This window comes from Streptomyces sp. NPDC000983 (genome assembly GCF_040299205.1).
Classification (GTDB): domain Bacteria; phylum Actinomycetota; class Actinomycetes; order Streptomycetales; family Streptomycetaceae; genus Streptomyces.
This window is the reverse complement of the sequence record NZ_JBEPBM010000018.1, coordinates 80,523-100,856: the sequence shown is the minus strand read 5'-3', so window position 1 is coordinate 100,856 and position 20,334 is coordinate 80,523. Positions and strand designations below refer to the sequence as shown.

Genomic DNA, 20,334 nt, shown 5'->3' with positions numbered 1-20,334 from the left:
ACCGCCGGGCACTTTCGCTGTGTGCATGACCACAGCGGTGAACTGTGATGGTTGTGTGGCCGGATCCGCTGGGTGGTGTGGGGGAGTCGAACGCGTCCCCGAGGACCTACCGAAGGAGCGGGCCGATGGAGCGGGCCGACGCGTGCGAGCCGCACGCGGGGGAGATGCGCGGGCACGCGGCGGACTTCGTCACCCGGGTCACGGCCCGGAGCAGGCTGCCGCTGGACTACTCCGTGGCCAGCCTGCGCGTCGTCGACTTCCTCGCCGACGGCCTGCGCAAGGGCGGCGCCGACCCGGAGGCGGCCCGGGGCACGCTCCTCGGACTCGGCGCGTACGTCGGGGAGGTCCTGGTGCGCCGGGCCGGCGCGGTCTGGGTGGACCTCGACGGGACCCAGCGGGCCCTCTTCGGCCAGCCGGTCGGCGTACGGATGCCGGACGGCCGGGTCTGGAACCCGCTCGGCAAGGTCCGCAACCGCTTCGCGGCCGGCGGCCCCGAGGATTCGCTGCGGACCTTCTACCTGACCCTGCACGGCCGGACGCGCGGGGCGGTGGCCTGAGCCGGGCGGGAGGAGCGTGGCCCCTGTGACACTTCGGTGAAATCCGGCGCTGATGACCGTGGGGGGCGTGGCAAGGCGGGGTCGTGCCGTGCGGCACGGGCCCGCGAACTCGGTACGGACGAGGACAGTTCTTGGGCCAGGGAGCGGAACCCCGCCGGGTGCGCGCGTACGACGGGGAGCTGGGCGCGGCCGTCGAGCGGGCGCAGGGAGGCGACGAGGCGGCTTTCGCGGTCGCCTACCGCATCGTGCAGCCCGGGCTGCTCGGCTATCTGCGCGGCATCGTCGGCGACGACGCCGAGGACGTGGCCTCCGACGCCTGGCTGGAGATCGCCCGCGACCTCGGGCGGTTCCGGGGCGACGGGGCGGGCTTCCGCGGCTGGAGCGCGACCATAGCCCGGCACCGGGCGCTGGACCACCTGCGCCGGCAGCGGGTACGGCCCCGGGCGACCGCCACCGAGCAGGACGTGCTCGACCTGCCGGGCCCGAGCAGCACCCACGACCAGGCGCTGGAGTCGATCTCCACCGGGTTCGCCCTGGACCTGGTCCGCGGGCTGCCGCGCGACCAGGCCGAGGCCGTGCTGCTGCGGGTGGTCGTGGGCCTCGACGGCCCCTCGGCGGCCCGGGTCCTCGGCAAGCGCCCCGGCGCGGTGCGCACCGCCGCGTACCGGGGTCTGAAACACCTGGCGGACCAGCTGGGCGTGGCAGGTGTGACGGATGACGGCCCCCGGACGCTGGGGGAGTCGAAGTGAACGCTGCGGGCCCCGCGGGCGTAGCTCGGGACGAGGACCGGGCCGCCGGCGGACACCGCTCAGGTCGCGCAAGCCGTGTCGCCCCCCGGGCGCACACGGCCCGCACAGGCCCCCCGCGGGCCGCACAGGACCCCTGGGGACCATGAGTCCCGGGTCGGACAGGCCGGACAGGAACGGAAACGGACATGGGTGAACAGCTGAGCGACGGCGGCACGGCCGACCGTCGGCGGGCGCACCCTGGCGCCACCCCGTCCGACCCGCACGGGCCGGACCCCGTGCCCGGCCTGGAGGCGCTGCTGGCCGCCGCGATGCGCCCCGCCGAGGTCGACGCCGAGGGCGAGCGACGCGCCGTCGCCGCCTTCCGCGACGCCCGGAACGCGGGCGCCCTCAAGGCCCGCACCCGGCGCCGGGACGACTGGCGGCCCCGGGCGCGCCGCCGTACCGGCCGCTCGCTGCGGGCCACGCTCTCCCTGGTCGCCGGGAGCCTCGCCCTCGGCGGGGTCGCCTTCGCCGCGATCGGCTCCACGGGTTCCGCCCCGGACTCCGCCGGCGGCCGCACCGCCGCGCCGTCCGCCGCCGCCTCCCACCCGGGCGCCGCGTCCGCCTCCGGCACCGCCGGACACGGCCCGGACGACCGTCCCGACACCGCGAAGGACACCGAGGCCAAGTGCCGCGCCTACGAGCACAAGGCGGGCCGGGGCAACGCGCTGGAGGCGACGGCCTGGCAGCGGCTGGTGGAGGCCGCGGGCGGCGCCGACCGGGTCGCCGCGTACTGCGCGGAGCGGCTCGCCGAGGCGGCCCGGGGCGGCCCGGACGCCGGTGCGCCGGCCGGCCGGGGGAAGGGCAACGCCCCGACGGCCGGCGCCACGACCGGCAACGGGACCACCGGCAACGGCTCGACCGGCGGCGGCGACACCGGGAACACCGGGAACGGCAACACCGGCGGCGCGGCGGGCAACGGGAACACGGGCAAGGGCCAGGAGAAGACCGGCAAGTCGGACTGAGTCCGTGCGGTCGGGGGACCGCGCGTCGCGGGGGCCGTACGGCGTGGCCCCGCCGGCTGGGAAAGCCCTTGCCGGGCGTCGGACACCCGCCGAGGCAACGGCCGGGGCCGCCACCCCCCACAGGAGAGGCCCCGGCCGTCGCGCGGTACGGGCCGCGCGGCGGCCCGTACTTCCTACAGCGCCATGAGTGCGTTTTCTGTCACACCTCCGCCACACCTCCGCGCGATCCAATGGCATCGCACCTTGTACGGACATGGACGAGCAGCGGTTTCAGGTCGTAACGTGCCTTTCGCGCCGGACGGGGAAGTTGAATGATCACCCACTGACCGAAGGCTGATCACGGGTGATCGCCGACCGATCAACGAAACCGCCGGCCGGCCGCCGAGCCGGGGCCATCCACCGACCATCTACCGAGGTACCGAGTGCTGGGGGACGACGCGGAGCTGACGGCCGCGGTGCTTGCGGCGCAGGACGGGGACGAGACCGCGTTCCGGACTGTGTACCGCTCGGTGCATCCGCGGCTGCTCGGATACGTACGGACACTGGTCGGCGACCCGGACGCCGAGGACGTGGCGTCCGAGTCCTGGCTTCAGATAGCGCGTGACCTGGACCGCTTCAGCGGGGACGCGGACCGTTTCCGCGGCTGGGCCGCCCGGATAGCCCGCAACCGTGCGCTGGACCACATACGCATGCGCGGCCGCCGCCCCGCGATAGGCGGCGACGAGACGGAACTGACCGGCCGGCCGGCGGAGTCCGACACCGCGGGCGAGGCCATCGAGGCACTGGCCACCGACGGCACCCTCTCCCTGATCTCCCGTCTGCCGCAGGACCAGGCGGAGGCCGTCGTGCTGAGGGTGGTCGTGGGCCTGGACGCGAAGAGCGCGGCGGAGACCCTGGGCAAGCGCCCGGGCGCGGTACGCACCGCGGCGCACCGGGGACTCAAGCGCCTCGCCGAACTCCTCGGAGACCAGCCGGGGAGCGATCCGGAATCGGCCGGCGTCCTCGACGCACTGCCGCCCCAGCGAGAACCGCGCGGCCGCGCGGTGACGTCCGCCGGTGTGACGCATACGCGGGCGCGGACGCAGAAGGATGTGTGATGGCCGACGAGCAGTACAGGTGGCTGGACCCGGACACGGCGGAACGTCTGTTGAACGGGGAACCACTGGAAGCTGTCGGCACGGCCCACCGGGACCAGGCGGAACGCCTCGCCAAGACGCTTGAGGCACTGACCGCCGACCCTCCCCCCACCGAAGCCGAACTCCCCGGCGAGGCAGCCGCGTTGGCCGCGTTCCGCGCCGCCCGCACCGAACGCGCGGAACGCGCCGCGGGCACCGAACCCGCCGAACCCGCCGAGCGCGCCGCCCGCACCGAACCCGCCGGAACCCCGGCCGCCCCCGGCCACCGTGCCGCCCCCGGCCACTCCGGCACCGCACCCTCCGACGTCGGCCTCATCCGGATCGGCGCTCCCGCGCACGCCGCCCGCCGCCCTCGCCGGGCCCGCCCGGCGCGCTTCGCACTGGCCGCCGTGCTCGCCGTCGGCATGGTCGGCGGGGTCGCCCTCGCGGCCGGAACCGGAGCGCTGCCCACGCCCTTCGACGGTGAGGACCCCGCGCCCGCCGCCTCGGCATCGGCCGCCGTGCCGCCCGAGCGGCCGCTGGTGTCCCCGCCCGCCGGGAAGACCCCCGAGAGCGAGTCCGCGCCCGGCGCCGGTTCCGGTGCGCCCGAGCCGGACCCCGGCCCCTCCCGGGAGATCGCCGGGGGCGGCGCCGACCCCGGAGCGGTGGACGGTGAGCGCGTGGAGCGCCCCGGCGACAAGTGGCGCGAGGCCGCCGTGTCCGCCTGCCGCGACCTGCGCGACGGGGTCCACCTCGGCGGCGACCGCAGACGTGCCCTGGAGGGCGCGGCAGGCGGCTGGGCCCGCGTGTCGGCGTACTGCACGAGCCTGCTGCGCGACCCGGGCGACGGGACGGGCATGGGCCGGGACGAAGACGGCGGCGACGGCCACGGCTTCGGCCAGGACGAGGACGGCCGGGGCGGCGACGCCGACGGCGACCGCGGGAACGACGGCCGGGAGGACGGCCGCGACGACCGCCACGGCGGCTGGGGCACCGGGGGCGACGGCCACGGCCACGACGACGGCCACGGCCACGACGACGGCCACCGCACCGAGGTCACCGGCACCGGCACACCCGCACCCCCCGCACCGCCCCCCGGCACCGGCGACGTCGTGACCCCGGCCGCCCCGTCGGCCCCGTCCGCACCCGCCGTCCCGGGCGCCGTCGGCGTCCCGTCCGACTCCGCTGCGTGATCCCCCGCCGACCCCACCGACACGCCATCTGACCTGCTGGAACGCAAGTCGCCGAACCTTTTTTCCGTACGGGGTGTGACGTTTTCGGCGATCCCGGCGCAGTATTCAGTGAGCCGACTGGTCATCGGCCGTTGCACAGAGCCGGGGTTCCCCCCGTACCCACGGCTCGTGCACCTGGCGCGGGCGGGACACGTTCCCCCGGTCCCGCCCGCGCCCCACAGCAACTACCAGGACACGACGACCTTGTCGCCGTTGCGCACCTGGTCGAACAGGTCCGCGATCGCCCGCTCGTCCCGGACGTTGACGCAGCCGTGCGAGGCGCCGCCGTAGCCGCGGGCCGCGAAGTCCGACGAGTAGTGCACGGCCTGGCCCCCGCTGAAGAACATCGCGTACGGCATCGGCGAGTCGTAGAGCGTGGAGTGGTGGTCGCGGGACTTCCAGTACACCTGGAAGACGCCCTCCCGGGTCGGCGTGTACTGCGAGCCGAACCGCACCGACACCGTGGTCAGGGTGCGGCCGCCGACCATCCAGCGCAGGGTGCGGCTGGTCTTGTCGACGCACAGCACCCGCCCGGTCAGACAGCGCGGATCGGGCTCGGCGGCCGGCTGCCCGCCCATCAGGTACAGATCCCACTTCCCCGGCTCCCGGGTCATTTTCAGCAGCCGCTGCCAGGTGACGGAGTCCATGCGGCCCGTCTTCGGCAGTCCGCGCTTGCCCTGGAACCCCTCGACGGCCCGCTCGGTCAGGTCGTCGTACGTCCCGGTCGGCCCGTCGAAGAGCCAGGCGACCTGCCGCAGCCGGGCCTGGATCTCCCGCACGTCCCGGCCGGTGTCACCGCGCGACCAGAGCACCTCGGCCTTCTTGGGCGCCGGCTTGGCGTCGTCGCCCGGCGGTCCGGTCGTCGCCGTCGGCTCCGGCTTCGCCGAGGCCGTCCCGGACGGCTTGTCGCCGGGCTGCCCGACCCGGACCGGGGAGCCCCCCTCGCCGTCCGAGGGCTGTACGGTGCAGCCCGCGCACACCACGGCGAGCGCCGCGGCCGCCGCCAGCGCCCCGGTCGTTCTCCTCGTGCTTCTCATCCGGCCCCTCACGATGCCCCTCACGTCCACTGAGATGCTCCCCGCGGATGACTGGTTGCGAACGGCGGGGCATGGTTGTGACCGGGACCGCATCGCGGCTGTGAGGAAGGTCCCAGCGTGCTGCACTCCTCCGGGCGCGCACCACGCCGCTACAGTCCGTCGAAGGGTCGGTCTGTACCAGTGAGTCGGCAGCAGCGAGCGAATCGCTCGGCGGGAGGCAACACACCATGGCGCGCGAGTCGGAGTCCGGACTGCCCATCGAACCGGTCTACGGACCGGATGACCTCGCCGGCTGGGACGCGGCCGAGAAGCTCGGCGAGCCGGGGTCGTACCCCTTCACCCGCGGTGTGTACCCCTCGATGTACACCGGCCGCCCCTGGACCATGCGCCAGTACGCCGGCTTCGGCACCGCCACCGAGTCCAACGCCCGCTACAAGCAGCTGATCGCCAACGGCACGATGGGTCTGTCGGTCGCCTTCGACCTGCCCACCCAGATGGGCCACGACTCCGACGCGTCGATCGCGCACGGCGAGGTCGGCAAGGTCGGCGTCGCCATCGACTCGGTCGAGGACATGCGGGTGCTGTTCGGCGGCATCCCGCTGGACAAGGTCTCCACGTCGATGACGATCAACGCCCCCGCCGCCCTGCTGCTGCTCATGTACCAGCTGGTCGGCGAGGAGCAGGGCGTGCCCGCCGCGCAGCTCACCGGCACGATCCAGAACGACGTGCTGAAGGAGTACATCGCACGCGGGACGTACATCTTCCCGCCGAAGCCCTCCCTGCGCCTGATCGCCGACATCTTCAAGTACTGCAAGGCCGAGATCCCGAAGTGGAACACCATCTCGATCTCCGGCTACCACATGGCGGAGGCGGGCGCGTCCCCGGCGCAGGAGATCGCCTTCACCCTCGCCGACGGCATCGAATACGTCCGGACCGCGGTCGCCGCGGGCATGGACGTCGACGACTTCGCCCCCCGCCTGTCGTTCTTCTTCGTGGCCCGCACCACGATCCTGGAGGAGGTCGCCAAGTTCCGCGCGGCCCGCCGGATCTGGGCCCGGGTGATGCGCGAGGAGTTCGGCGCCAAGAACCCCAAGTCGCTGATGCTGCGCTTCCACACGCAGACGGCGGGCGTCCAGCTCACCGCCCAGCAGCCCGAGGTGAACCTGGTCCGGGTGGCCGTCCAGGGCCTGGCCGCGGTGCTCGGCGGCACCCAGTCCCTGCACACCAACTCCTTCGACGAGGCCATCGCGCTGCCCACCGACAAGTCGGCCCGGCTCGCCCTGCGCACCCAGCAGGTGCTGGCCTACGAGACGGACGTGACCGCCACCGTCGACCCCTTCGCCGGCTCCTACGTCATCGAGAAAATGACGGACGAGGTGGAGACCGCGGCGCTGGAGCTGATGCGCAAGGTGGAGGACCTCGGCGGCGCGGTCACCGCCATCGAGCACGGCTTCCAGAAGAACGAGATCGAGCGCAGCGCCTACCGGATCGCCCAGGAGACCGACTCCGGCGAGCGGGTCGTCGTCGGCGTCAACCGCTTCCAGCTGGACGCGGAGGAGCCCTACGAGCCCCTGCGGGTGGACCCGGCGATCGAGGCCCAGCAGGCGGAGCGGCTGGCGAAGCTGCGCGCCGAGCGCGACCAGGACGCGGTGGACGCGGCCCTGGCGGCCCTGAAGAAGGCGGCCGAGGGCGAGGACAACGTCCTGTACCCGATGAAGGACGCCCTGCGCGCCCGCGCCACGGTCGGCGAGGTCTGCAACGCGCTGCGGGAGATCTGGGGCACTTACGTGCCATCGGACGCCTTCTGACGGTCTGACCGTCCCGCCCTGCGGGACCCGGAATCGGAGTGTCGTACCCGCGTGCGACACTCCTTTCCATGTTCGGTGTCATCGACCTCCCCACCTATCTCGCGGGCCTGATCCTGATCGTCCTGCTGCCCGGCCCCAACTCGCTCTACGTGCTGTCCGTGGCCGCCCGCCGGGGCGTACGGGCCGGGTACACCGCGGCGGCCGGGGTCTGGTGCGGGGACACCGTGCTGATGACCCTGTCCGCGGCCGGAGTCGCCTCGCTGCTCCAGACCAACGCCCTGCTGTTCGGGATCGTGAAGTACGCCGGCGCCGGCTACCTCACCTGGCTGGCGGTCGGGATGCTGCGGGCGGCCCTCGGGATGTGGCGCTCGCGCCGGGAGCTGACGGTCGAGGACGCCCCCGAGGCCGCCGCCGACGAGCGGCCCTACCGCAGGGCGTTCGTGATCAGCCTGCTGAACCCCAAGGCGATCCTGTTCTTCGTCGCCTTCTTCGTTCAGTTCGTGGACCCCGGCTACGCCTACCCGGCGCTGTCCTTCGTCGTCCTCGGCACCTTCGCGCAGCTCGCGAGCTTCCTCTACCTCAGCGCGCTGATATTCGGCGGCACCCGGCTCGCGGCCGCCTTCCGGCGCCGCAAGCGGCTGTCGGCGGGTGCCACGTCCGCGGCCGGCGCGCTCTTCCTCGGCTTCGCGGCGAAGCTGTCCCTCGCCAGCGCCGCCTGACCCCCGGCCGGAGGCCCAGCGCCGCCCGACCGCGGCCGCAGGCCCGCGCGTGCCTACACCCCGAGCGGGGTGAGGTACGCGCGCAGGCCCTCGGCGCTGTCGCCGGCCCAGCCCACGTAGCCGTCCGGCCGCACCAGGAACAGCCCCGTGCCGTACGAGGCCTGCTCCGTGCCGCGGGCCAGGCGCACCGCGCCGGGGAGCTCCGGGGCCTCGGTGCCCACCGCCACCAGCGTCCAGTGCGGACCCCGGAACGCGTCGAACAGCCGTACTCCGCCCAGGCGTCCGTCCGGCGCCCGGTCGCCCGCCCGCAGCGCGCCCGGCGCGGTGCGCGTCTCCCGGGTGAGGGACGAGTCGCGGTAGCCGAGCCCCAGCTGGCGGGTGGCGTCGCCGCGGCGGATCTCCCCGCGGTGGACGCCCGTGGACAGCCCCAGCATCTGCGCGGCGACCGGCCTGCGCTCCTCCTCGTAGGTGTCCAGCAGGGCCGCGTCCGCCCCGCCGCGCAGCACCGCCCCCAGCTTCCAGCCCAGGTTGTACGCGTCCTGCACGCTGGTGTTGAGACCCTGGCCGCCCGCCGGGGAGTGGATGTGCGCCGCGTCCCCGGCGAGGAAGACCCGTCCGGCGCGGAAGGCGTCGGCGAGTGCCGCCCGGGGGCGGAAGTCGGAGGCCCAGCGGACCTCGGTGATGTCCTCGGGGGCCAGATGGGAGCGGGCGGCGACGGTCTCGCGGATGCCCCCGGGGGAGAGGTCCACGGCGGTGTCCGCCGGGAACCGGGCCACCACCTGGAAGTCCTCGGTGCCCGCGAGCGGGCAGACGGCCAGGAAGTCCTCGCCCTCCCCGGCGGGCGGGAACACGTGCCAGTTGTCGCGGTCGAGTCCGCGGATCCGTACGTCGGCCACCAGCATCGGATGCGGGTCCACGGTCTCCCCGGTCATCTCGATCCCCAGCGACCGCCGTACCGTCGAGCGGCCTCCGTCGGCGGCGACCGCGTACCGGGCGCGGACCCGCTCACCGGTCCCGAGCAGGGCCGTGACCCCGTCCGCGTCCTGGTCCAGCGAGACCACCTCGCGCCCGAAGGAGACCTTCCCGCCCAGCTCCTCCAGCCGGGCCAGGAGGATCTCCTGGGTCCGCCACTGCGGGACCATCCACGGCTCGTTGTAGGGCGAGTCCTCGCTCGGCTCGGCCGGATCGAACATGTGGTGCTCGCCGGCCCGGCGGCCGTCCTGCCAGATCATCCCGACCGGATAGGTGCCGCCCGCCGCCCGGATCGCCTCCCGTACGCCCAGGTCGTCGAAGACCTCCATGGTGCGCGGCTGGATGCCCTTGCCGCGCGAGCCGGGGAACAGCGCGTCGGCCCGCTCCACGACCAGCGCGGAGACCCCGCGCCGGGCGAGGTCGACGCCGAGGGCGAGCCCGGTCGGCCCGGCGCCCACGATCAGAACGTCTGAATCCATGACATATCTCCTTAACGCTGTTAAGTGCCCGTCGCTTCCGAGGATGGCCTTAACGCCGTTAAGCTGTCAACCGTGAACACGGAACGCCGAGCCCCCCTCGACCGCCGCCGGGTCGCCGCCACCGCCCTGGAGCTGCTGAACGAGACCGGTCTCGACGGCCTGACCCTGCGCGCCATCGCCAAGGAGCTGGACGTCAAGGCACCGGCCCTGTACTGGCACTTCAAGGACAAACAGGCGCTGCTGGACGAGATGGCGACCGAGATGTACCGGCGGATGGTCGCGGGGGCCGAACCCGACCCGGCCGACACCTGGCAGGAGCGCCTGCTCAAGGCCAACCGGGGACTGCGCACGGCCCTGCTCGGCTACCGGGACGGCGCCCGGGTCTTCAGCGGCTCACGCTTCACCGGCATCGAGCACGCCGAGCAGATGGAGGCGATGCTGACCCTGCTCACGGCCGCCGGACTGGAGCTGTCCCAGGCGGTCCGCGCGACGACGACGACGTACACGTACACCCTCGGCTTCGTCATCGAGGAGCAGGGCGTCAAACCGCTGCCGGACGAGCGCAGGGAGGGCTACGACATGGCGGAACGCGCCCGCGCGCTGGCCGACTTCCCGCTGTCGGCGGCGGCCGGCGCGGAGATCTTCGAGGACCACGACCGGCACTACGAGGAGGGCCTCGCCCTGGTGATCGCGGGAGTCGAGGCCCGCTACGGAACCGCCTGACCGGCGGGATCGCCCCCCGAACCACCCGGCCAGCCCGGCCCGACTACCTCCCTGGGCCGCCCGGCTCGACCGGCCAGGTTCGACCGACCGACCGACCGGCCCGGCCCAACCGCCTGGCTCGATTGCCCGCCCCGACTACCTGGATCGCCCAGCCCGACTACCCGGCTCGGCCGGCCAGCCGCCTCGCCGCCCGGCCGCCTCGCCGCCCGGCCGGCTCGGGGTGACCGCTCGGGTCTCAGGCCCGGCTCGTCATGCGCCGGCGCACCGCCCTGGTGACGACCGGCGGCAGCAGGTCCGCCGCGATCCGCCGCGACCTCGACCGCCGGGGCCGTCCGGCCGGGGCGGAGGCCATGGGCTCCGGGGCCGGCGCGGGCTCCACCCGGTGCCGGGACGGCGGGAACGGCGGCGGCTGCATGCCGCGGGCCCGTACCCGGACCAGCCGGTGTCCCGCCGCCCGCTGCACGCTCAGCCCGCAGTCCTCGCGGGCCCGCAGCATCGCCAGCAGCTCCTCCTGGACCGGCTCGGGGTCGCCCCAGGTTCCGTACAGCTTCTGGGTGCTCAGGCACACCGGCCGCAGGCCCCGGTTGAGCACCGCCTCCCAGGTGGCGACCGAGACGCCCGGGGTGTGCTCGGAGCGGAAGTCGTCGAGCACCACGATCCCGTCGGGCACCAGCAGCTCGCGGGCCGCGCCGATGTCGTCGCGCACGTGCTCGTACAGATGCGAGGCGTCGATGTGGACGAAGCGGCAGCTGCCGGGCCTCACCTCGTGCGCCACGACCGAGCTGGGCGCCTGGATCACCCGGGGGAGGGCGTCGTGGAAGGCGAGGTAGTTCCGCTCGAACGCCTGCCGGGTCAGCGAGGCGTACGACTTCGACGTCTCGGCCCGGTTCGCGCCGTCCGGGGCGTCGCTCTCGAACAGGTCGCAGACGGTGAGGGTCTCGCCGGGCCGCAGATGCCGGCCCAGCAGGATGGCGCTCTTGCCCAGATAGGCCCCCAGCTCCAGCAGGTCGCCGGGGAGTCCGAGGGCGCGCCGGCGGTCGAGGAACCAGGTGAACAGCGTCTGGTCGAGTGCGGGGAACCAGCCCGGCACATCGCCGAGCTCGGCGGGGAGGACGGGGGTCTGCTGTGCGTCGACCATGCGGAGAGCCTGCTCACTTGCGTCCGGGCGATCCGTCACCGGGCACCTCCGGTGAACAGCGGCTGTTCAGCAGCCTCGCCCGGCCCCCGGGTCAGCGCACCCTGGTGAGGGCCGTTCGGAGGCGCGGGGTCAGCGGCTTCTCGACGTAACGGTTCAGCAGCCAGGCCAGGAGCAGCATCGAGGCGATCGTCAGGGCGAAGGTGGCCCACGAGGACAGGCCGAGGTCCTGGTGGAGGGTCTCGATGACGACCCAGCCCAGATGCTCGTGGACCAGGTAGAAGGGGTACGTCAGCGCCCCGGCCACGGTCAGCCACCGCCAGTTCACCCGCTTCAGCAGGCCCAGCGCGATGGCCGCGACGGCCAGGAAGCCCAGGGTGACCACCAGGACGATCCCGTACGAGGTCCGGTTGGCGAAGGCGTCCTCGCTCGCCGGGCGCCACAGGTTCCGCACCGCGTAGTGCTGCCCGATCAGCCAGCTGACCCCGACGATGCCCCAGGCGTAGGCGTCCCGGCGGTTGCGGTGGACGAGGTACAGGCCGACGCCGCCGATGAAGAAGGGCGCGTACTCGGGCATCAGCACCAGGTCGAGCAGCGGCTCGTTCGCGGCCTCGGCGATCACCGCGGCCAGCGTCCACAGGCCGCAGAACATGATGACCCGCTGCCGGTTCGCGCCGGGCAGGACGACGCAGAGCGCGAACAGCGCGTAGAAGCGGACCTCGGCCCACAGCGTCCAGCACACCCCGAGCACCCGGTCGGCGCCCAGCGGCTGCTGAAGCATCGTCAGGTTGAGCAGGGCGTCGCTCGGCGACACCGCCCGGTACGCCACCACCGGCAGCGCGAACACCGCGGTGACCAGCAGCACCGCCACCCAGTAGGCGGGCAGCAGCCGGGAGGCGCGGGAGGCGAAGAACGACTTCAGCGGCCGCCCCCAGCCGCTCATGCAGATCACGAACCCGCTGATGACGAAGAAGACCTGGACGCCGAGACAGCCGTAGGCGAAGTACTCGTGCAGCGTGGGGAACTGGACCGCCGGCGAGCTGCCCCAGGCGGCGGTGACCTCGCCGCCCCGGCCGCCGTAGTGGTACGCGGCCACCATCAGCGCCGCCACCAGCCGCAGTCCGTCCAGGGCCCGCAGCCGGGTCTCCCTCGGCGCCGTCCGCTCCGCCCGCCGGGGCGGCTCGATCACCGGTCGGACGGTCATGCTGGTCACAGAAATTCCCCTTGCCGGGTTTTCATCGGGGTGGAGGTAGGCACGTTAGTCCGAATCGCAGGCTTGTTCCGGGCGCCGGGCCAACGATTGGTCCCGTAGTACCTATGAGTTCACCTGAAAGTCGTCTTGCCTTCCTAACTTTTCTCAGCGTCCCCCCACGGATATGCGAAAACGGTTTCAAGATCCCCCACCGCCGGAAAACCGCGGCGAAACACAGCATTGGCTTGGCAGAACCAGGAGTGCCATGACGAGGGTCCAGAACAGACGGGCACGTGCGCGCGGAGGGGAGCTGGACGACTGTCTGCGTGCCTGCGCGGTGCACAGCGGCAAAGTGGTCGGCAGCGTCGACCGCAGGCGCGTCGAACTCGCCGAACAGCTCAGAAAGCTGCTCGTCGTATGGGGAACCACCGCCGCCGCCCCCGCGCCCGCCCCGGCGACCGGCGCGACCGCGCTGCTCAAGCGCGCCGTGAAGGGCGCCGCGGCCCCCGCCACGGGGATCGGCAACGAACTGCTCGACGCCCTGCTCGCCGTCGCCAACCAGGCGCTCAAGTGCGGCTACGACGACGAGCTGAACCTCGCCCTGGTGATCAGCGACACCGTGCTCGCCCAGCGCAAGAACTCCCGGGCCGGCTGGCGGCTGCGCGCCCGGCTGCTGGAGGCGCTCGGCGAGGAGGCCGAGGCGCTGGAGGCGTACGAGAAGTACCTCGGGCTCACCGACGACGACGGCTTCGGCGTGCGCGCCCGGATCGCCGGACTGCGCGCCGCGGGCGACGGCGAGCGCGAACTGCTCGCCCTGCTGCGCCGCCAGTGCCCGCGGGCCGAGGAGTTCACCCGCGGCGACGCCACCGCGGTCTGGGCCGAGGGCCTCGCCGCGCACGCCGCCAGCGACTGGGAGGCGGCCGAACCCCGCCTGGTCGGCGCCCTGCTGACGCTCGACGACGCCCCCGTCCAGGACCGCCAGGAACTCCTCGGCCAGTACCTCGACCTGCGGCTCGCCGCCGGCACCGAGGTCACCGAAGGACTCACCGAGGTGCTCGCGCTCTACGCCGAGCAGCGCCGCAACCGGATGCGCGGGCCGGTCGACGACCCCACCGTCGGCGGGGTGCGGTGGATCAGCCTCGGCGAGTTCCGCAACCGGATCGCCGGCAAGTCGATCTGCCTGATCGCCAACTCCGGCCGGGTGGGCGCCAGTTCGATGGGCGCCGAGATCGACGCCTACGACCTCGTGGTGCGCTTCAACTCCTTCAAGATCGACCCGAAGCACACCGGCGGCCGGACCGACATCCACGCCACCATCCACAAACACGGCTTCAACTGGGAGAAGCAGGTCGACACCCGGCTCGTCTTCGGCGGTGTCTCCGGCGACTGGAAGTGGTCGCTGCGCAACCGCCTGGTGCCCGGCGCCCAGACCCACCTGGGCGACGAATCGCTGCGCTGGCCCGTCCGCAACATCGGCAGGCTCTCCACCGACGTCTGGTCGGGCATCCCGACCACCGGCTTCAACATGCTCTACCTGCTGGACTTCCTCGACGTCAGCCCGAAGCTCGACCTCATCGGCTTCGACTTCTACGAGAGCGGCGCCTACCGCGTGCAGGAGGCCATGAAGCTCGCCATCACCTCCGTGCACGAGTACACCAGCGAGAAGGCATGGGTCATGGACCGGGCCCGGAGCGTGACCGACATGAGGATATCCCTGCGATGACCACGACCACCCTGCCCGCGGCCCCCGTCACCGACGCCGCCGCGCTCACCGGCAAGCGGCGCACGGCCTTCGCCTCCTATGTCGACGAGAACTACCTCCCCGGCTTCCTCGCCCTGCTGCGCAGCCTCGCCCTGTCCAACCCGGCCGTCTGCGAGGACTTCGTCGTCCTCTACGACGACCTGCGCCCCGCCTCGATCGCCCGCATCCGCGCCCTGCACCCGCGCATCGTGCTGCGCCGCGTCGACGACACGCACTACGACGCGTACAAGAAGGGCGACCAGGACAACTACCTGGTCCGCAAGGCGTACTTCATCCTCGACGTCTTCCGGCTGCGCGAGTACGACACCGTCATCACCCTCGACACCGACATGGTCGTCCTCGGCGACCTCGGTGAACTCCTCCAGCTGCGCGAGGGACTCGCCGCCGTCCCGCAGTTCTTCTACGGGCAGCACAAGCTCAACTCCGGTCTGCTGGTCATCCAGCGCGAGTACCTGAGCGACGAGTTCTGCGCCCGGCTCGACGCCACCGGCCGCAGCGGCGACTACGAACTCGACAAGCACGACCAGGGCATCCTCAACGCCGTCCTGGAAGGCGACTTCGTGCGCCTCGACCCCCGCTACAACTTCGTCAAGCGGCGCCTGTCCGGCGACCTCCCGGTCCCCGAGGACACCGCGATCCTGCACTTCACCGGCCGTCACAAGCCGTGGCAGGGCGGCGAGAGCGGCTACGGCCTCGCCGAGGACAAGTGGCGCGAGTACGAGCTGTCCGACGCCGACTTCCACGCCGAGTACCTCGCCCGGCCCGGCGGTCTGCACCACGACCTGATCGTGCACTACGGCACCCCGCACGTCGCCCGCACCGGCGACGTGGAGACCGCCCGCAAGGTGGCCGCCGCGCACATCGCGAACGGCGACTACCAGGACGCCGTGGACATCCTCCACAGCGTCCGCATCCCGCTCGACGAGGCGTGGCCGCACGAGGTCCTCGGCCACGCCCTGATGAGCGTCTCCCGCTACGACGAGGCCAGGGCCCAGCTGCTGCTGGCCACGGCCGCCCCCAACCGAGCCGCCACCGCCTACGCCCGCCTCGCCCAGATGTCCTGGGTGCACGGCGACAACGCCGCCGCCCTGAAGTACGCGAACGCCGGGATGTCCGTGGACATCACCCACCGCTCCAGCCGGCTGTGGGCCCAGCGTGCCGCCGCCGTCCCGGCCCAGGAACTCGGCGCCCCCGAGGACCAGCTGGCGCACGTCGCCTTCTACATGGACCGCCAGGGCAACGCGGGCGACAAGCTGCTCCCGGAGAGCGTGCGCAGCGCCTTCGGCCCCGACACCACCTCCCGCCGCTGGCACTCCGTGCACGCCCACCGGCTGTTCGACGAGGCGGCCCTGGAGCGGGTCAACGCCCGCCGCGGACTGGTCATCGGCGGCGGCGGCCTGTTCATCCCGGACACCATGCCCAACGGCAACAGCGCCTGGCAGTGGAACGTCCCGGACGAGCTGATGCGCCGGATCGACGTGCCGATCGCGGTCTACGCCGTCGGCTTCAACGCCTTCGACGGCCAGTCCTACCGGGCGGGCCGGTTCCGGGAGTCGCTGCGGCTGCTGGTGGAGAAGTCCGCCTTCTTCGGGCTGCGCAACCACGGCTCCATCGAGAAGGTGCGCGCGATGATCCCGGCGCACCTGCACGACAGGGTCCGCTTCCAGCCCTGCCCGACGACCGTCACCCGCCAGTTGGTCCCCGGCTGGCAGGACCCGGCCCACCGTGAGGACACCATCCTCGTCAACGCGGCCTACGACCGCGCGGGCCTGCGCTTCGGCCACGACTACGGCCACTTCCTGGCCCAGATGGCACAGGCGGTCCGGGACCTCGGCAAGCTCGCCGAGGTGCGGTGCGTGGCGCACTCGCTGGACGACGAGAAGATCGTCTTCGATCTGCGGCGCGAGCACGGCATCTCGCTGCCCGTCATCCCGATGTACGACTTCGAGAACGACGAGATCCGCGACCTGTACGCGCGCACCAAGCTGGTCATCGGCATGCGCGGCCACGCGGGAATGATCCCGTTCGGCTGCGGCACACCGATCATCAGCCTGATCTCGCACCCGAAGATGGCGTACTTCCTGCGGGACATCGAGCGCCCCGAGTGGGGCGTCTCCGTCCACGACCGCCACCTCGCCGACCGCCTGGTGGAGCGCTCGGCGGACCTGCTGCGCGACCACGCGGCGACCGTCGCCGACGTCCACGGCCGCCAGCAGGAACTGTGGAAGGTCACCGAGGCGAACGCCGCCGACCTGCGGGTCCTCCTGGGCGGTTGACCGCAAGGCCGGGCCCCGGTGCGGGGCCCGGCCTCACCTCAGCGCCGGGCGGCCTTCCTGGCCAGCCTGGTGATCAGCGAGCCCGAGCCGCCGCCGTCCTTCTCGTAGGCCGTCCTGAGCTGCTTGAAGTGGTCGGCCCGGGTCCGGGCGAGGTACTCGTCGCCGGTCAGTTTCCTGGCGATGGACCAGGCCCGCCGGTGCCGGCCCTCGTAGTGCGCGGCGTACGCCTTCGCCAGCTCCAGCACCGACCCGAAGGGGATGCCGCCGGTGTGGTCGCGGTCGACGCGCTCCTGCACGGCCGAGATCAGTCTCAGCTTCTCGTCGAGGGTGAAGGCGTCCTCGGAGACCGTCTTCAGCACGTCCCCGGGGATCGGCCGGACGACCTCGAAGGCGAGCGTGGAGCGGATCGGCGGCCCCGCGATCTCGATGTACGGCAGCAGCGCGCCCGTGCTGTAGTGCAGCCACGGCAGCCGGGGGCCGGCGAAGTCCTGGTGCAGCACCACCGATCCGGGCCGCAGCCGGGTCAGGAAGCGCTCCGAGACACAGCGGAAGACCCGGGCGGTCTTGGCGATGTCGATGTGCAGGAACTCGATCGGGCTGGTGTCCGCCGGGTCGGAGGTCTGCCAGATGTCACCGGCGTGGATCTCCAGGAACGGCAGGAACGGACCGAGCCGGTCGCGGAAGTCGTCCAGGAACGAGGAGTCGCCGTCGCTCGGCCTGGTCCCGGCGGTGAAGAACTTCTCGGTGGCGAAGGTGCCCTTGCCGACGTGGAAGAAGTCGTAGGCGTGCAGCCGCCCCGACCTCTCGTCGAACACCGGGCTGTCCCGCAGCCCGAGGGCGAGCGCGTACGTCGATCCGCCGCCGCCCGAGCCCAGTTCGACCAGCCGGTCCTCGCCGGTCAGGCGGTGGCGGCCGAGGAGGTAGAGGAAGCGCAGCTCCCAGGAGCTCACCTGGGAGTAGGGCAGGTCGTCCGGCAGGGTGACGCCGTCGAGCAGGGAGTACAGCCGGCCGAGGTTCGTCATGAGGGCCTCACGGGGTGGGATGGGGCGGCGTTCCGTGATCCTAGGGATTCGAACGCCACCCCCACCATCGATTCATCGGTCTAACCGGATGATGCCCCACCGTTTCCATGGCCTTTCCCGGTGGTTCACCGGGTATTGGCTCAGCGGCATCGACTCAGCGGCGGACCGACTTCCGCAGCGCCTTCGCCCGGCGCACCATCCGGCGGGCGGTCGCGTTGCGCGGCAGGAACGACAGCCGCTCCGGGATACCGCCCGGCAGGCCCAGCGCGGTCAGCCGCTTGCGCTTGAAGTAGCGCTGGGTGCGCGGCCCGAGGTGCGCCGAGAGATAGCCCTCGGCCTCGGCGCGCAGCCCCGGATAGATCTGCGGCTGCATGGTGAACCCTATGGCCGCGACCAGCGCGCCCAGGGTCCCTGCGGGCACCGGCTCCTCGCCGACGCGGTTCTCCAGGTCCGGCAGCACCGCGTCGGCCAGCACCGCGGGCAGCCGGTTGCTGTTCTGGTACGGCGTCAGCCGCTCCAGCAGCGGCTCGGTGCCGATCCGGGCGACCGGGAGGTCGTAGAAGGCGGACGCCGTGAACAGGGCGGTCGAGAAGCAGCCGACGACCAGCGCGGGCCGCGACTTCTCGAACAGCACCTCGGCCAGCACGGGCGAGTCCAGCACGGTCAGGTCCACACCGAGCCTGTCGGCCTCGGTCTCCAGGGCGCGGCTGTAGCGGGCCGGTGCCGTCGGGTGCGGCTTGAACACGATCGAGCGGTGCCCGCGCTCCACCGCCCCGCGCATCATCCGGACGTGCAGCTCCTCCTCGGCCTGCGGGGTGAGGATGTTCAGCGCCGACAGGTACTGGCCGAGCAGCAGCGCCGAGTCGTCCGGCAGCCGCGGCAACTCCTCGACCGCGCCCGCGAGTTCGCCCATGACCTTCAGGAACGCCTCGACCGGCACGACCTCGGCGGGCACGTCGAACTCGGTGAGCAGCGTCGGCCTCAGCCCCGGCACCAGATCCAGGTGGAGCAGGCGCCGCACCCGGGTGCCGACCAGCGGGTCGAGCTTGTTGCGGGTGGGGCCGTAGCTCATCAGGCCGTCGGCGTAGACGTGGACGGGGGCGCCGGTGAAGATCTGCGCCAGCCCGAGCGCCGGGTTGACCTGGATGGACTCCAGGACCAGCTCCACCCGGTCGTCGCCGAGCCCCCACAGCAGCCGCAGATAGCGCTCGAAGAGCGGCAGGTCGTCCGGGCGCGGCGCCCAGGCGCCGGGGTGGAAGGGGCGGATGGCCTCGTTGAAGGAGACCACCCCGTCGAAGTGGTCGCGCAGGGGCGCGAACCCCGGCATCTCGTCGACGGCCGGGGTGGTCTCGGGGGTGGTGGAGTTGTTGAACACCAGCAGCAGCCGGCGGTCCGCCCCGGCGAAGCACTCCGAGTCCAGCGCGGCGGCCAGGGTGGCGGCGCCGTAGAGCGTGGAGACGCAGAAGATCTGGGTGGTCCTAAGGGGCATCACGCGGCCGCCTTCGCAGTGGTGACCCGGCGCCGCAGCCGCCGGAGCTTGCCGGCGCGGCGCAGGTCCATGGTGTCGAGGACGTCGCCGAGCGCGTCCTGGGGCATCCGCTGTATGGCCGCCGCGCTCCTCGCGCGCAGCTGCTTGGCGACGGCCGGTTCCCACTTGGACTCGTCCGACAGGTGGTGGGCGATGATCGCGCAGTAGGTGCGCACCGCCTTGGGCAGCAGCCGCTCCGCGTCCCGGTCGGCGGCCGTCTCCTCGACGACCTGGTCGAAGGCGCGGATGAAGTCGAGTTGGCGGACATCACCGATCTGGGTCAGCGAACCGGCCACCCCGCGGCGGTAGAAGACGCCGAGCAGGCCCACCACGGCGAACGACTCCGCCTCGCGGTGCAGTCGCCAGATCCAGGGCCGGTCCTCGGCCGTGCGCAGCCCGTCGGTGAAGTGCAGCAGCCCCTTGTCCAGCAGCCGGCGGTGGTAGACGCCGGCCCAGGCGTAGGCGTAGTCGACGGAGGTCGTGCGGTCGGCGGGCAGGATCGCCGCGCGCGGGTCGAGGACCTCGTCGCGGCGGCCGACCGGCACCCGGTGCACGGACCGGGCGCGGGCGTTGGTCTGGACGTGGTCGGTACGGACGAAGTCGCAGCCCAGCCCCTCGGCGGCGGCGACCAGTTCGGCGCAGTGGCCGGGCGCGAACCAGTCGTCGCCGTCGAGGAAGGTGATGTACTCCCCGGTCGCCGCGTCCAGGCCGGTGTTGCGGGCGGTGGCCAGCCCTCCGTTCACCTCGTGACGGATGTAGCGCACCTGTGCGACATCCGAAAGCTCGTCGGCCGCCCGCTCGAGAATGGCGGGCGTTTCATCCTTTGATTGGTCGTCCACCAGGATGAATTCGAAGTCGCTCCGCGCGTTCGCGCGAAGACTTCGAAGCGTGTCCTGGGCGTATTGCTGCACGTTGTAGAACGGCACGATCACGGAAAGCTTGGGCACCCGCGAAATCTTAGAAGGATGCCCGGCGGTGAAACTAGCCGGTGTCGGTACTACGGGTGAACTCCATGTGTCGGAAT

General features: G+C 72.6%; 17 protein-coding genes. 10 read left to right on the top strand and 7 right to left on the bottom strand.

The window, feature by feature from the left end; all coding sequences use genetic code 11:
• The first annotated feature begins 125 nt into the window (after positions 1-125).
• The 5 genes from ABT296_RS21740 to ABT296_RS21720 all read left to right on the top strand — a co-directional run bounded on the left by ABT296_RS21740 (position 126) and on the right by ABT296_RS21720 (position 4,618).
• Positions 126-557: a hypothetical protein gene (locus ABT296_RS21740; RefSeq protein ID WP_351929750.1), complete on the top strand. Its 432-nt coding sequence runs from the start codon at positions 126-128 to the stop codon at positions 555-557.
• A gap of 131 nt (positions 558-688) precedes the next feature.
• Positions 689-1,306: an RNA polymerase sigma factor gene (locus ABT296_RS21735; protein WP_351929748.1), complete on the top strand. Its 618-nt coding sequence runs from the start codon at positions 689-691 to the stop codon at positions 1,304-1,306.
• 185 nt (positions 1,307-1,491) lie between these two features.
• Entirely contained in the window at positions 1,492-2,310 is an 819-nt protein-coding gene (locus ABT296_RS21730) for a hypothetical protein (protein WP_351929746.1), read from the top strand.
• Between the two features lie 422 nt (positions 2,311-2,732).
• Positions 2,733-3,407 carry an RNA polymerase sigma factor gene (locus tag ABT296_RS21725; protein ID WP_351929744.1) on the top strand — a complete coding sequence of 225 codons (675 nt, stop codon included), beginning with the start codon at positions 2,733-2,735 and terminating at the stop codon, positions 3,405-3,407.
• Positions 3,407-4,618, top strand: a complete 1,212-nt coding sequence (locus ABT296_RS21720) for a hypothetical protein (RefSeq protein ID WP_351929742.1) — start codon at positions 3,407-3,409, stop codon at positions 4,616-4,618. The genes ABT296_RS21725 and ABT296_RS21720 overlap by 1 nt, the downstream gene beginning before the upstream one ends.
• A gap of 224 nt (positions 4,619-4,842) precedes the next feature.
• Here the strand turns inward: ABT296_RS21720 and ABT296_RS21715 are convergent, their stop codons facing one another.
• The gene (locus tag ABT296_RS21715) at positions 4,843-5,694 is read right to left on the bottom strand and encodes a L,D-transpeptidase family protein (RefSeq protein WP_351929740.1); all 852 of its coding nucleotides are present in this window, start codon (positions 5,692-5,694) and stop codon (positions 4,843-4,845) included.
• A 227-nt stretch (positions 5,695-5,921) separates the two neighbouring features.
• Here ABT296_RS21715 and ABT296_RS21710 point away from each other — a divergent pair, with 227 nt between their 5' ends.
• Together ABT296_RS21710 and leuE are read left to right on the top strand one after the other, a co-directional pair.
• A complete protein-coding gene (locus tag ABT296_RS21710) occupies positions 5,922-7,502 on the top strand; it encodes an acyl-CoA mutase large subunit family protein (RefSeq protein ID WP_351929738.1) in 1,581 nt (526 codons plus the stop codon).
• 68 nt (positions 7,503-7,570) lie between these two features.
• A complete protein-coding gene (leuE, locus tag ABT296_RS21705; RefSeq protein ID WP_351929736.1) occupies positions 7,571-8,221 on the top strand; it encodes a leucine efflux protein LeuE in 651 nt (216 codons plus the stop codon).
• A gap of 53 nt (positions 8,222-8,274) precedes the next feature.
• Here the strand turns inward: leuE and ABT296_RS21700 are convergent, their stop codons facing one another.
• A complete protein-coding gene (locus ABT296_RS21700; RefSeq protein ID WP_351929734.1) occupies positions 8,275-9,672 on the bottom strand; it encodes an FAD-dependent oxidoreductase in 1,398 nt (465 codons plus the stop codon).
• A gap of 72 nt (positions 9,673-9,744) precedes the next feature.
• On the opposite strand from ABT296_RS21700, the gene ABT296_RS21695 reads away from it, so the two are divergent.
• Positions 9,745-10,395 carry a TetR/AcrR family transcriptional regulator C-terminal domain-containing protein gene (locus ABT296_RS21695; protein WP_351929732.1) on the top strand — a complete coding sequence of 217 codons (651 nt, stop codon included), beginning with the start codon at positions 9,745-9,747 and terminating at the stop codon, positions 10,393-10,395.
• Positions 10,396-10,630: 235 nt separating this feature from the next.
• Here the strand turns inward: ABT296_RS21695 and ABT296_RS21690 are convergent, their stop codons facing one another.
• Together ABT296_RS21690 and ABT296_RS21685 are read right to left on the bottom strand one after the other, a co-directional pair.
• A complete protein-coding gene (locus ABT296_RS21690) occupies positions 10,631-11,533 on the bottom strand; it encodes a class I SAM-dependent methyltransferase (RefSeq protein ID WP_351929730.1) in 903 nt (300 codons plus the stop codon).
• A 91-nt stretch (positions 11,534-11,624) separates the two neighbouring features.
• The gene (locus ABT296_RS21685; RefSeq protein WP_351929728.1) at positions 11,625-12,734 is read right to left on the bottom strand and encodes an acyltransferase family protein; all 1,110 of its coding nucleotides are present in this window, start codon (positions 12,732-12,734) and stop codon (positions 11,625-11,627) included.
• A 253-nt stretch (positions 12,735-12,987) separates the two neighbouring features.
• Between ABT296_RS21685 and ABT296_RS21680 the strand changes: the two genes are divergently transcribed.
• Together ABT296_RS21680 and ABT296_RS21675 are read left to right on the top strand one after the other, a co-directional pair.
• Positions 12,988-14,445 carry a glycosyltransferase family 29 protein gene (locus ABT296_RS21680; RefSeq protein WP_351929726.1) on the top strand — a complete coding sequence of 486 codons (1,458 nt, stop codon included), beginning with the start codon at positions 12,988-12,990 and terminating at the stop codon, positions 14,443-14,445.
• Positions 14,442-16,760 (top strand): glycosyltransferase, encoded by a 2,319-nt coding sequence (locus ABT296_RS21675; protein ID WP_351929724.1) that lies wholly within the window; start codon positions 14,442-14,444, stop codon positions 16,758-16,760. The genes ABT296_RS21680 and ABT296_RS21675 overlap by 4 nt, the downstream gene beginning before the upstream one ends.
• Positions 16,761-16,798: 38 nt before the next feature.
• Here ABT296_RS21675 and ABT296_RS21670 read toward each other — a convergent pair whose 3' ends face one another.
• The 3 genes from ABT296_RS21670 to ABT296_RS21660 all read right to left on the bottom strand — a co-directional run bounded on the left by ABT296_RS21670 (position 16,799) and on the right by ABT296_RS21660 (position 20,257).
• Positions 16,799-17,782: an O-methyltransferase gene (locus ABT296_RS21670; RefSeq protein WP_351929722.1), complete on the bottom strand. Its 984-nt coding sequence runs from the start codon at positions 17,780-17,782 to the stop codon at positions 16,799-16,801.
• Between the two features lie 154 nt (positions 17,783-17,936).
• On the bottom strand, positions 17,937-19,271 hold the full coding sequence (locus ABT296_RS21665; RefSeq protein WP_351929720.1) for an alpha-2,8-polysialyltransferase family protein: 1,335 nt from the start codon (positions 19,269-19,271) through the stop codon (positions 17,937-17,939).
• On the bottom strand, positions 19,271-20,257 hold the full coding sequence (locus ABT296_RS21660) for a glycosyltransferase family 2 protein (protein ID WP_351929718.1): 987 nt from the start codon (positions 20,255-20,257) through the stop codon (positions 19,271-19,273). The genes ABT296_RS21665 and ABT296_RS21660 overlap by 1 nt, the downstream gene beginning before the upstream one ends.
• Positions 20,258-20,334: the final 77 nt, after the last annotated feature.

Coding starts and splice junctions, on each gene's coding strand:
- ABT296_RS21675 (WP_351929724.1), top strand. CDS start 14,442: ATGACCACGACCACCCTGCCCGCGGCCCCCGTCACCGACGCCGCCGCG.
- ABT296_RS21710 (WP_351929738.1), top strand. CDS start 5,922: ATGGCGCGCGAGTCGGAGTCCGGACTGCCCATCGAACCGGTCTACGGA.
- ABT296_RS21700 (WP_351929734.1), bottom strand. CDS start 9,672: ATGGATTCAGACGTTCTGATCGTGGGCGCCGGGCCGACCGGGCTCGCC.
- ABT296_RS21670 (WP_351929722.1), bottom strand. CDS start 17,782: ATGACGAACCTCGGCCGGCTGTACTCCCTGCTCGACGGCGTCACCCTG.
- ABT296_RS21720 (WP_351929742.1), top strand. CDS start 3,407: ATGGCCGACGAGCAGTACAGGTGGCTGGACCCGGACACGGCGGAACGT.
- ABT296_RS21665 (WP_351929720.1), bottom strand. CDS start 19,271: ATGCCCCTTAGGACCACCCAGATCTTCTGCGTCTCCACGCTCTACGGC.
- ABT296_RS21680 (WP_351929726.1), top strand. CDS start 12,988: ATGACGAGGGTCCAGAACAGACGGGCACGTGCGCGCGGAGGGGAGCTG.
- ABT296_RS21715 (WP_351929740.1), bottom strand. CDS start 5,694: ATGAGAAGCACGAGGAGAACGACCGGGGCGCTGGCGGCGGCCGCGGCG.
- ABT296_RS21740 (WP_351929750.1), top strand. CDS start 126: ATGGAGCGGGCCGACGCGTGCGAGCCGCACGCGGGGGAGATGCGCGGG.
- ABT296_RS21730 (WP_351929746.1), top strand. CDS start 1,492: ATGGGTGAACAGCTGAGCGACGGCGGCACGGCCGACCGTCGGCGGGCG.
- ABT296_RS21690 (WP_351929730.1), bottom strand. CDS start 11,533: ATGGTCGACGCACAGCAGACCCCCGTCCTCCCCGCCGAGCTCGGCGAT.
- leuE (WP_351929736.1), top strand. CDS start 7,571: ATGTTCGGTGTCATCGACCTCCCCACCTATCTCGCGGGCCTGATCCTG.
- ABT296_RS21685 (WP_351929728.1), bottom strand. CDS start 12,734: ATGACCGTCCGACCGGTGATCGAGCCGCCCCGGCGGGCGGAGCGGACG.